Origin of the sequence: Nitrosomonas sp. Nm166 (assembly GCF_900112825.1) — a bacterium.
Taxonomy (GTDB): Bacteria; Pseudomonadota; Gammaproteobacteria; order Burkholderiales; family Nitrosomonadaceae; genus Nitrosomonas.
Genome location: NZ_FONE01000023.1, coordinates 14,818 through 28,316, shown reverse-complemented (window position 1 = coordinate 28,316; position 13,499 = coordinate 14,818). Strand labels below are relative to the sequence as shown.

Annotated in this window: 14 protein-coding genes and 1 pseudogene; 8 read left to right on the top strand and 7 right to left on the bottom strand. The window is 45.1% G+C overall.

Translation table 11 applies throughout. The annotated features are described in order from the left end of the window. Window positions 1–157: 157 nt before the first annotated feature. The gene (gene lysS / locus BM021_RS08050; protein ID WP_090720528.1) at window positions 158–1,666 is read right to left on the bottom strand and encodes a lysine--tRNA ligase; all 1,509 of its coding nucleotides are present in this window, start codon (window positions 1,664–1,666) and stop codon (window positions 158–160) included. Window positions 1,667–1,950: 284 nt separating this feature from the next. Here lysS and BM021_RS08045 point away from each other — a divergent pair, with 284 nt between their 5' ends. From BM021_RS08045 to BM021_RS16100, 4 genes and pseudogenes are all read left to right on the top strand, one after another. After that, window positions 1,951–2,232 (top strand): hypothetical protein, encoded by a 282-nt coding sequence (locus BM021_RS08045; RefSeq protein WP_143074311.1) that lies wholly within the window; start codon window positions 1,951–1,953, stop codon window positions 2,230–2,232. A gap of 82 nt (window positions 2,233–2,314) precedes the next feature. Further along, the gene (locus BM021_RS08040; RefSeq protein WP_090720526.1) at window positions 2,315–2,590 is read left to right on the top strand and encodes a hypothetical protein; all 276 of its coding nucleotides are present in this window, start codon (window positions 2,315–2,317) and stop codon (window positions 2,588–2,590) included. A gap of 746 nt (window positions 2,591–3,336) precedes the next feature. Continuing rightward, complete coding sequence (locus BM021_RS08035; RefSeq protein ID WP_177186334.1) at window positions 3,337–4,059, top strand: Crp/Fnr family transcriptional regulator; 723 nt, start codon at window positions 3,337–3,339, stop codon at window positions 4,057–4,059. Window positions 4,060–4,237: 178 nt separating this feature from the next. Then, window positions 4,238–4,607 (top strand): annotated as a pseudogene (locus BM021_RS16100) (IS481 family transposase); the annotation flags it as partial. Between the two features lie 194 nt (window positions 4,608–4,801). Here the strand turns inward: BM021_RS16100 and BM021_RS08030 are convergent. From BM021_RS08030 to BM021_RS08005, 6 genes are all read right to left on the bottom strand, one after another. After that, a complete protein-coding gene (locus tag BM021_RS08030; protein ID WP_090720524.1) occupies window positions 4,802–5,536 on the bottom strand; it encodes a 2,3-bisphosphoglycerate-dependent phosphoglycerate mutase in 735 nt (244 codons plus the stop codon). 8 nt (window positions 5,537–5,544) lie between these two features. Then, window positions 5,545–6,606 carry a fatty acid desaturase family protein gene (locus BM021_RS08025; protein WP_090720523.1) on the bottom strand — a complete coding sequence of 354 codons (1,062 nt, stop codon included), beginning with the start codon at window positions 6,604–6,606 and terminating at the stop codon, window positions 5,545–5,547. Between the two features lie 18 nt (window positions 6,607–6,624). After that, window positions 6,625–7,089 carry an HIT family protein gene (locus tag BM021_RS08020; RefSeq protein ID WP_090720522.1) on the bottom strand — a complete coding sequence of 155 codons (465 nt, stop codon included), beginning with the start codon at window positions 7,087–7,089 and terminating at the stop codon, window positions 6,625–6,627. A gap of 5 nt (window positions 7,090–7,094) precedes the next feature. Beyond that, window positions 7,095–7,850, bottom strand: a complete 756-nt coding sequence (locus BM021_RS08015; RefSeq protein ID WP_090720521.1) for a phosphocholine cytidylyltransferase family protein — start codon at window positions 7,848–7,850, stop codon at window positions 7,095–7,097. A 22-nt stretch (window positions 7,851–7,872) separates the two neighbouring features. Continuing rightward, the gene (locus BM021_RS08010; RefSeq protein ID WP_090720550.1) at window positions 7,873–9,030 is read right to left on the bottom strand and encodes a cysteine desulfurase family protein; all 1,158 of its coding nucleotides are present in this window, start codon (window positions 9,028–9,030) and stop codon (window positions 7,873–7,875) included. A gap of 108 nt (window positions 9,031–9,138) precedes the next feature. Next, entirely contained in the window at window positions 9,139–9,783 is a 645-nt protein-coding gene (locus BM021_RS08005; RefSeq protein ID WP_256207840.1) for a DNA-3-methyladenine glycosylase family protein, read from the bottom strand. Window positions 9,784–10,056: 273 nt separating this feature from the next. Between BM021_RS08005 and mraZ the strand changes: the two genes are divergently transcribed. From mraZ to BM021_RS07985, 4 genes are read left to right on the top strand one after another with little or no spacing between them, the layout of a single operon-like run. Further along, window positions 10,057–10,503 carry a division/cell wall cluster transcriptional repressor MraZ gene (gene mraZ, locus BM021_RS08000; protein ID WP_090720519.1) on the top strand — a complete coding sequence of 149 codons (447 nt, stop codon included), beginning with the start codon at window positions 10,057–10,059 and terminating at the stop codon, window positions 10,501–10,503. A 22-nt stretch (window positions 10,504–10,525) separates the two neighbouring features. Then, window positions 10,526–11,470: a 16S rRNA (cytosine(1402)-N(4))-methyltransferase RsmH gene (rsmH, locus tag BM021_RS07995; protein ID WP_090720518.1), complete on the top strand. Its 945-nt coding sequence runs from the start codon at window positions 10,526–10,528 to the stop codon at window positions 11,468–11,470. Window positions 11,471–11,475: 5 nt separating this feature from the next. Next, window positions 11,476–11,781 (top strand): cell division protein FtsL, encoded by a 306-nt coding sequence (gene ftsL / locus BM021_RS07990; RefSeq protein ID WP_090720517.1) that lies wholly within the window; start codon window positions 11,476–11,478, stop codon window positions 11,779–11,781. Next, the gene (locus BM021_RS07985; RefSeq protein WP_090720516.1) at window positions 11,774–13,498 is read left to right on the top strand and encodes a peptidoglycan D,D-transpeptidase FtsI family protein; all 1,725 of its coding nucleotides are present in this window, start codon (window positions 11,774–11,776) and stop codon (window positions 13,496–13,498) included. The genes ftsL and BM021_RS07985 overlap by 8 nt, the downstream gene beginning before the upstream one ends. The last annotated feature ends 1 nt before the right edge of the window (window position 13,499 follow it).

The following is a 13,499-nucleotide window of genomic DNA, read 5'->3' as shown; positions in this document are numbered from 1 at the left end:
GATCCAGAGCTCTACCGTTCACATCACATTATAGAAAATGCATTTTTACATTCAATCGATGGTGCGGTATCGCTACGCCTTGCCAAGACTCCAGTATCCTTGCCGCTATTCAAATCCGGGGATCGCTCTTTGGGCTAATAGCTTGTGACGACACTATCTAATCTTCCTGTCTTAATTGCGGAAATAGAATGACGTCGCGAATGCTGGGACTGTCGGTCAGCAGCATGACCAGCCGGTCAATGCCAATGCCTTCGCCTGCGGTAGGTGGTAAGCCATATTCCAGTGCGCGAATGTAATCTGCGTCGTAATGCATGGCTTCCGCATCGCCGGCATCTTTGGCTTTGGCTTGCTGCAAAAAGCGGGCTGCCTGATCCTCCGGATCGTTTAATTCCGAGAATCCATTCGCGATTTCACGCCCGGCGATATATAACTCAAAGCGGTCGGTAATTTCAGCGTTATGATCATTGCGCCGTGCCAGTGGCGAGACTTCGGCCGGGTAATCGACAATAAAGGTGGGTTCAAACAGCAAATGCTCGGTGGTTTCATCAAACAAGGAAAGCTGTAAACCACCGATACCATCGTGCGGGTTATAAGGTATGTTTAATGCCTGCAATTGATTAATCAGAAAATTACGATCTTGTAACTGAGCAGCAGAATATGCCGGATGGAATTTCTGGATCGCCTCGGTAATGGTCAGGCGCATGAATGGCTTTGCTAAATCCAGCGTTTTGCCTTGATAGGTAACCTGCGTGGTTCCCAGTACTTTTTGTGCCACTTCAGCCAGCATTTCTTCTGTGAAATCCATTAGATAAGTATGGTCTTGATAGGCCTCGTAAAACTCCACCATGGTGAATTCTGGATTATGCCGCGTGGAAATGCCTTCATTGCGGAAATTGCGGTTAATTTCAAATACCTTCTCCATGCCACCGATAACCAGTCGCTTCAGATAAAGCTCAGGCGCAATACGCAAATAAAGCGCCATATCCAATGCATTGTGATGTGTGGAGAAAGGCCGTGCCGCGGCACCGCCGGGAATCGGGTGCATCATCGGGGTCTCAACTTCCAGATAATTGCGCGCAACGAAAAATTCGCGAATTGCCTGAATTACTCTGGAACGGATGGTGAACACACGGCGGGTTTCTTCGTTAGTGATCAGATCGAGATAGCGTTGCCGATATTTCTGTTCCTGATCGGTCAAGCCGTGAAATTTCTCTGGTAGCGGGCGCAGAGATTTAGTTAGTAATTGTAAATCCGTGACGCGGATCGAGAGCTCTCCGGTTTTGGTTTTAAATAAGATGCCTTGTGCACCAAGAATGTCGCCCAGGTCGTGATACTTGAATGCAGCATGCACTGCTGCACCGGTATGATCATCTGAGATATAAAGCTGAATTCGTCCGCTCATGTCCTGGATTGTGGCAAAGCTGGCCTTACCCATGACGCGTTTTAATACCATGCGTCCTGCTACTTTGACAGTGATAGGATGCTCCTCCAGCCTTTCTTTCGAAAATTCATCAAATTGTTGATGGATTTCTGCTGCTATGTGATCACGCCGGAAGGTATTAGGGAAAGCATTGCCTGCTCGGCGTAATTCAGATAATTTGGCGCGACGTTCAGCAATAATTTGGTTTTCATCTTGGAGTGTGATCGATTGATTTTCCTGGGTCATGTTAGATCTATTATGAGAATGTAAAAAGTTGTGGTTTGATTCTGATGGATTCTTGGTTGAGGGATTGCTTTCTTAAAATTAATCGGAAATTATACGCTTCATAGCCGGGATTTCAGTAATGAGTAAATGGTTTTACGCTACAGTTTTCAGATAAAAACAGATTGTAGAGTAAGCCATAGTTGTATTCTCTAAGTAAATGTCTAGAGTTCAATCATAAGTATAAGTAACTGATTATACTTGTAGATATTCAGCTATTTTGGTGGAATAGTGCACATAAATCAGTAATGACACCAAACCCGTGCATTATGATCCGCTATAAAAGCCAAAAACCACTCACGCTCAAAGGATTTGATACACCACTCGACATAATTCTTGATCTCGAAAATCGCTGGGTAAAGCTGAACGATTGCATTCCATGGGCCGAATTGGCTGAGAACTACTATAAGACACTAGAGCAGATCCGAAGAAATCCTTACTTGCAATATTTTATTGGCCTGAAAGGATTTCGGTTGGAGGCAGCCTTCGCACCCTCACTACTGATTAATGTACGTAAGTGTATGGGATAAACGGTTTGCACTGAATCCCAGCGAGGCTGACTTCAGCGACAAATCACCACTGTGAAGTACAAAACCAATACCAAGCGCTGCGATGATCGCATCGTCAGCATCAGCCAAGCCGTATATTCGGCCAATTGTCAGAGGCAAACAAGACAAGACAGCAGAATTTGGCGCCAGAATAAGCGTGAGCCTGACAGGCGAAGGACTGGCGATGTTGATAAGCTTCACTGAAGTGCCCAACATGAAGGTCATGACCTTCAAGGACAAGTTGAAACATACAAAGCGTTATGGCTACTATCCTGAAGTCGTCATTGCTGACACACTGTATGGTTTGCTGGCAACCGCAGCTCTTTCTGGAGCGCAATAACATTCGTTTCTCAGGCAAACCCCCAAGGATGCCGCAGAGATTAAACCTGAAACAAAGATGAGATAAAAACCTGAAAACACAACGTCTGCAGGGATATCGAGAGCGGATTCTGATTGAAGGAAAGTTTGAGTAGGAAAAGTATGGGATATCGCCTCAACAATATTCGAGCCAGACGCCGGTACGTCTGTAACATGGATTAATATTATCTTCCTGGTCATGAGTCTGCTTATGCTGGTGCAGGTTTTGTTGTCTGAAGAAATATGCTGCCAAAATTGCGTGTGAGTGACAAGAATCTGATAAAACAAGTCTTTTTGATAAAGGTGTGATTTATAGTAGAGCTTGGAACAAGTTGCGATAAATATATTAGAAAACCAGAGAACAATATGGAATAAAGAATTCTGAGTAAATTATTTATTTGATCATTAACCCGGAAGTCGGATTGACGGCCAGGTAGAGGATTATCTTTTGAACTCTGTTTGTTAATAATTGTATGGTAGAACCAATTTAAAAAATAGATTAAACAGAGAAATAATAAATAGCTGAAAAATAAGATTAAAAATTATAATAGACTATGAGACTGAATTGGTATAGGATAATAATAACTGATTCGACATTGTCAGGTTTAACTTCATGATATAGATGTAGCTTTCACTATGCTATTATTCTATATCTCATCCATCCTAATATAACAATAAAAAAGCGACTAAGGATGTCTTTAAGATAATTTCAGATATATGAGAAGACCTATGATTTTTAATCCGCGTGAGAATCATATTCTACGAGCACTTAGTCAATCCGAGTTTGAGCTCTTAGCTCCTCACCTTGAATTAATAAAATTGCCGCGTGCGGAAGTATTGTTTGATGTTTGTGAGAAACTAAATTATATCTACTTTCCCATCACAAGTATTGCTTCGTTATTATGCTATTTAGAAGATGGTACAAGCGTTGAGGTAGGAACGATTGGAAACGAGGGCTGCATAGGCATTTCAGTTTTCACGGGAGGTAGAACATTGACTCAAACAGTTATTAAGGTTGAAGGACATTCCTATCGAATTTCCCTCAAATCGCTGCAAAGCATTTTTGAGGAAAGTGAAGGTTGTACAAGAATATTGAAGAAGTTAATGCTTCGTTATGTCGGAACACTTTTTATACAAATGTCTCAAGCAACTGCATGTAATCGACGTCATAATATTGAACAGCAGTTGTGCAGTTGGTTACTTTTAAATTTTGATCGAATACATCCAAGTAGTTTAACAATTACACAGGAATCAATTGCACATTTGCTAGGGGTTCGCCGAGAAAGTGTATCTGACGTGGCAAAGAAACTCCGGCAAGCTGGCATAATTGATTATCGCCGCAGTTACTTTGAGCTTAAGAATAAAGAAGAACTCGAAGCCAAAGCTTGCGAGTGTTACTCAGTAATAAAAAGAGAATCAGAGCGTTTGATCGCTGACTTGCAAGCTGCTTAAGCTGAGCACAGCGTAAGCAGCCTGTGTTGATTTAATAATTTTTTAAGTTTAAGTGTATTAGTTCAGATCTGTCGTACAGAGCACTTGAAAGAAAGAGCGTTACCGGTATCGAATCCTTAATCAAACATAAAGGAAGTAACGCTCATATTGTTGAGTCCCAAAATCCAATTATCAAACAAAAGACAAAGCAAGATTATTCAATCTCGCTGAAGAATTACAAAATGTCTTCAAAGCCTGCAAGATATGGGGTAGAAAGACACGCTTTATCGTTATCAGGAATTGGTAGAGACAAACGTTCTGGAAGCATTGATTAAATCAGGATCGTGTTCTTAATCTTAAGAGTCGTGAAGCCGCTGAACAAGAAGCGGTTGTGGCTTATGCGATAGAATATCCTGCGCATGGACAGCATTGAACCAGCAGTGTGGTTACGCCATCAACTGGCAAACTTCAAAGACCGCCTTAATGCACGGGAAATCAAAATAGCCAATGAAGGCATCATTCTGAGTGATATGCAAATCGCAGCACTGGAGAAGAAGAAACAGGATGAGACCTATGCATAACTGGTTTTTTGAATAGTTTAGTATTTTTAAGTAATTGATTTTATGAATTAGAAATACATAAAAACTCTAAAAACACGTTATGCAGAGATCCCGCAAAGGTAAAAAATGAGCGCTGGATTTGTCATTAAAATAGTCGGGTATAGGCTAGATTAATGGAAGGCGGGCGTGAAACTTTAGGATGCTTAAGTCAGATAGTCCACATAATAATGCCGGATGGGATTCAGCTGCTGATCCAATTCGTAAACGAGTGGGCGGCCGGTGGCTAGTGTTAATTTCATGACTTGTTCAGGAGTGAGGTGGTCCAATAACATCATTAAAGTGCGTAGCGTATTTTTATGCGAAACGATGAGTACACGTTTCCTTTGTCGTATTTCAGGTTCAATGGTTTCTTGCCAGTAAGGTTTAAGGCGTGAGAGGGTTTGTTGCATGCTTTCCCCCAGTGGAAGCTCATCTTTATCAATGTTAGCGTAGTTGGATTGATTTCCCGGGAAACGGAGATTCTGGGCACTTATATAAGGTGGTGCTGCATCAAATTTGATTTGACAACCCAGGATAGGCCAAATGCCGAATTTTTTTACTGCTTCCCAGCGTCCCATACCTTCCAGCGCGCCATAGTGGCGCTCATTCAAGCGCCAGCTTTCGTGAATAGGTATACTCAATTGCATGACAGACAACACAATCTGTGATGTGGTTCTGGCGCGCTGCAATGGAGAGGAAAAACACAGGTCGAAGGTAAAGCCTGCCTGCTTCAACAGATAAGCTGCCTGCTCAGCTTCTTTTTCACCCTTGGGGCTTAACGCCACATCACTCCAGCCGGTGAATTTCTTGTCCCGGTTCCAGATACTTTGTCCATGGCGCAATAGAACAAGCTTGGTAATTTTTTGCGATTCTGTTGCTGAAGTGGTGGTTTTAGACATTGGCAAAGTTATGAGCGCTGCGATGTCTTTGTCGATGTGGAAGATTCATGCCAGATGTGTTTCAGCGCATCCCACAAACCGCTGCGCATTGTTTTCAGGTACTGTGTATTGTCGGTCAAGCCATTGACCAGGCGGCGCTGTGCTTTTCCCAGATTATGATACGGCATGCTCATGAAAAGATGGTGCGTGGCATGGTAACGCAATCCAACCGGTGCCCATAGTGGCGTAATCAGGAAATTGCCGGGTATGTTGATGGAATCCAGGTACTGTTCTGCTAATGTCATCTTGTGTTCTCCTGGATTGCGATAAGCGTGAGCAGCCAGTGTGCGCAGTGAGTTAAGGATGAAAACCGTCACGGCGATCAGATACCACAATATCAATATTGGATATGGGAACACTTCCAGCACTACCAGGCCAATGACGGTCGCGGCAAACAGGCAAGCGCCCAGCTCCTGCTGACGCCAGTTGAGATCGTTGCGGATAGCATTCTCAGCGCGCCGGTAGCCTGGGTCAATCGTAAGTGAAGAAGCTCGTTCCCAGACAATTTTCCGCAGTGGTGGAATCAAGTAAGACAATGGGGTTAGCAGCAGAAACCGAGCCACCAACAAGACCGGTATCAGGAAAGATAGTAATACATAGATAACCATTTCCATGGGCCTACGGGTGGCAAATGGCAGATATTCGCCATCTTTGCTAGTACCGTAGACGTCCGGTTTGTGATGATCGCTATGCACGCCGTCATAGGTAAATGACGGAATCATCAGTGGGATGCCGCAGATGATATTCCATACGAGGCGAAAATTTTTGAACGTGCCTTTCTTTAAATGCGCCAGTTCGTGCACAAAAATAGCCGAGCGATACAGCGCCAGCACAGCCACTACATAACCACCCAGTTGCCACAGAGAGAACATCGGCGATAACAGCGCCATGAAAAAAGCTGCCCAGCCCAGCGTGATATGAAACATAAAATCGATCCAATAGATCCATGGATTTGGCGTCATCAGGTCGCGCACCAAGCGATGGGCTTCGCGTAATGGAAATTCTTTGGTGTAGGGCTTTGGGTCAGTCACTTGTGTCTCGTATTCATTCTAGGGCCAGCACGTTAGCATGTGATCTATAATCAGCTGATTAGTTGCCGCATCAGTATTATTAATTTGACCCAGGCTAGGCATGGCGGGCCAGCCTGCATCGATAAATTCCATATCTGCAAACTGCCTGGGCTGTGCATAGCGCGGAATTACATGAAAATGAACATCCGGATCGACCATCATCAGCATCAGGTAATTGATTCTGTCATTCTGAAAGGCTTTTTTTAGTGCAGTCTCAATATGCCCAGTGATGGTGTGGAGCTCAGTAAAACTTTCCCGACTGAGTTCTGAGAAGGCTTTTGCAGGTTCATGGGCAGCTAAAACCAGTGCGCCGAGCGTCACCTGAACGGGACGCAACAGGACGGACCAGTATTGATATGAACGGATAATGGTTTGCGGTGCGCCAAACTTGCGCATGGTATCGTTCAAGTTGGGAGATGCTGTAGATATCGGGAGCTTATTCATGATGATTAATGATCGCTGAAAATCATACCCGCTTTGGCCAGGTCTTCGATAAAGTCAATTTCACACCAGCGATATCCTTTGACTGAACATGAATTGACCAGGCGCTGTTTTGCCAAGCTATCGATGATCGATAGATACCATGATTTCAACTCAGCCGGATGGCGCAGCGCCGATTCGACAGCCTGACTGAAAATCTGCGGGCCTTGTTCACGGAAATAAAGTAAACCGATGGATTCTGCATCAATCTGATGCGGAGGAATGATTTTGCTGACTTGTTTAACCCATCCGTTGGTGTCCAATTGTACTTTCATATCATCTGCATCGTAAGCGCTTTTATAGTCTACGCTGAGTGTAATCGGCGCCGATCCTGAATTCAAGACCTGAGCCAGGAGTGCGGGTTCAATCACCGTATCGCCATTTAACAGCAGAAAATCGCTAGTCATGGCAGCGCGTGCAATCCAGCAACTGGCGAGATTATCCGCCACTTCAAAAAAGGGATTAAACAGTATTTTTATCTTCGGGGGATTTGCATAACGCTGTTGTAAAAGTGCTTCAATCAAACCGACCTGAAAGCCTGCAATGATCGTGATTTCGTTAATGCCAACGGCAAGCAAAGCATCAATCTGCCATGCCAGAACCGGTTTGTTGGACACGGGTAGTAGACACTTAGGTGTACTTTCAGTCAATGGCAACAGTCGCCGCCCTTGCCCGGCGCTGAGAATGATGGCTTTAACCGATCGTTCGATTTGATTATTCGTCATAAATAAAATGTCTTAGGGCGCTTTAGATGGAAAGGCTGCTGATATGCCTTAGTTCTGCAGTAATGCGCTGAATGGCTTGCAAGAAATCTTCAATTTGCGCATGGGTGTTGCTGCTGCCAAGGCTCACGCGCACGGCGCAACGCGCCAGCATCGGATCAACTTGCATGGCTGCCAGTACATGGCTTTGCCCCGGATTGACGCTGGAGCAGGCAGCGCCCGCAGCGGCGGCAAAACCAGCCTTATCCAGTTTGACGACTAAAGTATCACCTTCAATATCCGGTAGCGCAAAATAACAAGTGTTGGGTATGCGTGCAGCAGCTGCGCCAAAAATGGTTGCACCCATCACTACCAGCCCTTTTTCCAGGTGATCACGCAACCGGGAAACACGCTGGGCGGTTTCTGCCATGCGGGAATGGGCTAATTCGCAGGCAACCCCAAAGCCCACGATTGCGGGAATATTTTCCGTGCCGGAACGCAGCCCGTTTTCATGGCCGCCGCCATAAATCAGCGGTTTTAATAATAGCCGTTTGTCGACGATGAGAGCTGCCGCACCTTTGGGACCATAAATCTTGTGCGCGGACAAGGTCATGGCATGCACTTTAAGCGCGGCGAAATCGACTGGAATTTTCCCTAATCCCTGGACGGCGTCGGTATGGATAATAGCGCCCTGCGCCCGCGCCATTTCAGCGATACTGGTGACATCCTGAATGACGCCCGTTTCATTATTGGCCAGCATGACGGAAACCAGTTCGGGTTTGTGCGCATGCATTGCAGCATCGGCGGCGCCCAAATCAACCTGCCCCTGTGCATTGACGGCTAATTGATGTGCCGCCCATTGGTCACAACGGCGGCGTGCCAGTTCCTGTGTCGGCTTCAAAACACAAGGATGTTCAATGGCGCTGATGAAAAGATTTGATGGTTTTAAACTATCTGCTGCACCGCGAATAAACAAGTTATTAGATTCAGAACCACCGCTGGTAAAAATAACTTGTGCTGGCTGCACACCCACTGCATCAGCCACTTGTTTGCGCGCCTTATCAATTGCTTGCCTGGCAACTCTCCCATAAGCATGGCGGCTGGATGCATTGCCGAATTCCTGCTGGAAATAGGGCAGCATGGCATCCAGCACGGCGTCATCGACGCGAGTAGTAGCATTGTGGTCGAAATAGATTTGTTCCATGAGTTTCGTGTGTGATGAATATCGATAGAAGATAAAGGCAATGATAATACTTAATGATATTTTTAATGATAAGTATTTATTTTGTGCATCGCCCATTGCTTTGGGCTGTCAGTACTCTACTGGTAAGGGGTCCAAGCTGCGCCATAAGTACCAGGTAGCTACCGAACGCCATGGCTGCCAAGGCTTGGCCAGTTCGAGCATCATTTTCTTATTTACCGGTTGATTGTCATTATAGTGTTGACTGACTGCGCGCTGTAAACCGATATCGTCCAAGGGCAAAACATCTGGGCGCTGCAAGTGAAAAATCAGAAACATTTCTGCTGTCCAGCGACCTACTCCTCTAATTTGTATCAATTGAGCGATTAAGGCTTCGTCATCCATTTCCATCCATTGAGTTTCCTTTAGCGTTCCTTGGAGAAAGTGGCGGGACAAATCCTGAAGGTAAGTTATTTTTCTGGCGGATAGTCCGCATGTCCGTAATAAATCCTGCTCTGCTGAAGCGATATGACATGGTGTAAGTTCAGGAATTGCGCTAATCACTTTCTGCCATACGCTTTCAGCGGCTTTTACGGAAATTTGTTGCCCGACGATTGAGCGCGCCAGCGTAGTGAAGGCGCAGCCTCGCGATGTGAGTATCGCCGCGCTCTCAAAGTGCTGAGTTAGACGATGCATGACTTTATCGCATGCGGCCAATTCTTGTATTGCTTGTTTCCAGTATGTGGGTGTCATGTTTACTGTGACGCGAATCTTCATAGGAAGTGTGCAATTTTTTAGGAAAGTAAACAAGCTTATTCAGGGGTATTATCGAGAGAAATTTATAATCCACATTTAATTTATGTTCTATCTTTCTTATTTATTTAGATATTTTAATGTCGATTGAGCCGCTATCGGCAATGTGATTAAGTCTTTGTCATATCGCCATATTCTTGCTTGACTATCGTATTTTTTTTCATTAAAGTGGGAAGAAGTGGGGGGATGTGGGAAATTAATTATCCCAATTAATTTTCCGTAAATATGGGAGACAGCATGTTTCGTGGTGTCACGCAACTCAGTCTGGATGCAAAAGGTAGGCTTGCGATACCTGCAAGATACCGTAGTGAACTGATGTCTTTTTGTGAGGGACGCTTGATTGTCACTGCTGATCCTTCAAGATGTTTGTTAATTTATCCTCAGTCAGCCTGGGAACCAATAGAACAAAAACTCAATAATCTTTCTAGTTTCGATCCAAGAACTCGCAGTTTGCAGAGATTGCTGGTAGGTAATGCCAGTGACGTCGAGATAGATGCCGCGGGTCGTATTTTGATATCACCGCCATTGCGTCAATTTGCTGGTTTATCCAAAGAGGTGGTTTTGGTTGGGCAAGGTGCAAAATTTGAATTATGGGATGAAGAGCAATGGAATTTGCAGATTGAGAATGCATTGGCTTTCAAGGACGGCAATATGCCACTTGAGCTAGAAGGTTTTTCATTGTGATAAATAATTTTAAAAAGAGCAGATGCACATTCCGGTGTTGCTCCATGAAGCGGTAAATGCATTAGCGATAAAACCAGATGGCATTTACGTGGATGGCACATTCGGTCGCGGCGGGCATAGCCGCCTGATCCTGTCGCGGCTTGGGGAGAAGGGCCAATTAATCGCTTTTGATAAAGACCCTGTCGCGGTTTTATCAGGGAAGACAATTGAAGATGAGCGATTTTGTATCAAGCATGGCGGTTTTTCCAGAATGCAGCAGAGATTGCAGCAGATGGGCATTGCAAGGATTGATGGCGTATTGCTGGATTTGGGAGTGTCTTCACCGCAACTGGAAGAAGTTTCGCGCGGATTTAGTTTTCGTTTAGCAGGACCGCTCGATATGCGTATGGATACTAGTAGGGGAAAGACTGCAACAGAGTGGCTTGCTTCGGTTGCAGAAGATCAATTGGAAAAGGTAATAAAGGAATATGGCGAAGAACGGTATGCTCGGCAGATTGCAAGAGCGGTTATTATGGCAAGAGCGCGGCAGCCTATTGTTACCACATTACAACTTGCCGAGATTGTCGCAACGGTCGTGCGTGCACGTCAGCGGCAGGGGGAGACTATGCGGCATCCGGCGACGCGCACTTTTCAGGCAATACGGATTTATCTCAATCAGGAGCTTGAAGAATTGTCGTCAGTTTTGCCGCAATGTGTCGAATTATTAAATCCTGGCGGGAGGCTAGTAGTGATCAGCTTTCATTCGTTGGAGGATCGAATGGTTAAGCAATTTATGCGAGCAGCGGCCAGTACGGACGAATTGCCACGGGGAGTCCCGTTGCGGGAAAAGGATTTGCAACGATTTAGTAAGCAAAAATTAAAGCTAGTCGGAAAAGCGATACGTCCGGGTAAAAATGAAGTGACTGAGAATGTAAGAGCGAGGAGTGCTGTCATGCGTGTAGCTGAAAGAATTACTTTAAATGGGTAGTCTTAATGTTCAAATTGAACATTTTCTTTGTATTGGTGTTAATTGCTTGTGCATTGGGCATTGTAACCTCACAGCATACAGCGCGTAAGCTTTTTATGGCGCTGGAGAGAGAAAAGGAAATAGAACGGAAGCTGGATGTGGAATGGGGTAGGTTGCAACTGGAGCAAAGCACATTGATTATGCATGGACGTATCGAACGTGTTGCGAGAGAACATTTAAATATGATAGTGCCCGCTGCTTCAAGCGTACAAATTGTATCGATTGGTAGCGCAGAAGATCAATCAAATTCAGGGAATCTGGGCCATGATTAAAAATGAAGCGCCACCCATCAAATTATCGGCATGGCGCTCATTCCTGTTAATGACTTTGCTGGTGCTGGGCTTAATCAGTCTAGCGGGGCGTGCTGCCTATCTGCAAGGTATGCACAATGACTTCTTGCAGGAGAAGGGAGAGTCGCGTTATAGCCGGGTGGTAGAAATGAATGCGGATCGTGGCATGATTACCGACCGGAATGGGCAAATACTGGCGATCAGTTCACCGATTGCGTCCGTGCATGTAGATCCGAAAGTCGTCAGGATAACGCCCGAACAATTGAAACAATTATCCACTTTACTTGAAATAAATAGTCAGGACATCAATGAACGCATTAACCGACAAAATAGCCGGTTTGTTTATCTGAAACGGCAGGTGGTGCCTGATATTGCCGAGAAGGTGATGAAGTTAAAGATTCCGGGAATATATTTAACGCATGAATCCAAGCGTTATTATCCAGAAGGTGAATTTGCAGCACATGTGCTAGGTTTTACCGATATTAACGATGAAGGCCAGGAGGGTGTTGAGCGTGGTTGGCAGGAAACACTTGCTGGTGAATTGGGAAGCCGTCGTGTTATCAAAGATAACAAAGGCCGGATCATTGAGAATATTGAAAAAATTCGCTTGCCCAAAGAAGGGCAAGACTTGATTCTGTCGATAGATAGAAGAATTCAATATCGTGCGCATGCAGAGCTAAAAGAAGCGGTAAAACTCAATAAAGCCAAGGCGGGCAGTATTGTAGTTTTAGATGCGCAGACAGGTGAAATACTGGCATTGACTAATTTGCCGGTTTACAACCCAAATAATCGATCAACGATTAACAATGAGAGAATTCGTAACCGGGCATTGATCGATACGTTCGAACCCGGATCCACCTTGAAGCCATTTACGGTAGCCATCGCCATGGAAGTGGGTAAGGTGAACTCCAATACTGTGATGCAAACCTCACCGGGAGTATTGCAAGTAGGCAGAAAAACCATCCGCGATGTCAATAACAAGGGAGAATTGACGGTCGCTCAGGTGATTCAGCAATCGAGCAATGTCGGAACGGCAAAAATAGCCTTGTCGCTTGCCCCGCAAACGATGTGGGAAATGTTTAATCGTTCGGGGTTTGGGACACTGACCAATTCCGGTTTTCCAGGGGAAGCAAGTGGAATATTGCGATCATATAACGCTTGGCGGCCGATCGAGCAGGCTACGATGTCTTATGGTCATGGCATCTCAACCAGTCTGATGCAGTTGGCTCGCGCTTATACAATCTTTACCAGCGGTGGCGAATTAAAACCTATATCACTGTTGAAGCAGAATATGCCTGTCATGGGGCAGCGCGTGATTTCTCGCGATACAGCATTAGCCTTGAATTATATGCTAGAGCTGGCGACTAAACCCGGGGGCACAGCGCCGCTGGCGCAAATTAATGGCTATCGCGTTGCTGGTAAAACCGGAACGGCGCATAAATTGATCGATGGTCAATATGCCAAGAAACACTATATTTCAACTTTTGTGGGTTATGCACCGGCGTCATATCCACGTTTGATCATTGCGGTAATGATTGATGAGCCCTCCGCAGGTAAATATTTTGGCGGTGCCGTGGCTGCGCCTGTTTTTAGTAAGGTAATGAGTAGTGCTTTACGCATCTTGAATATTCCACCTGATGCGCCGGCTAATAATGTGATTACCTTTACTGCGACGCCAGAAATGGATGATGAAGGATAAT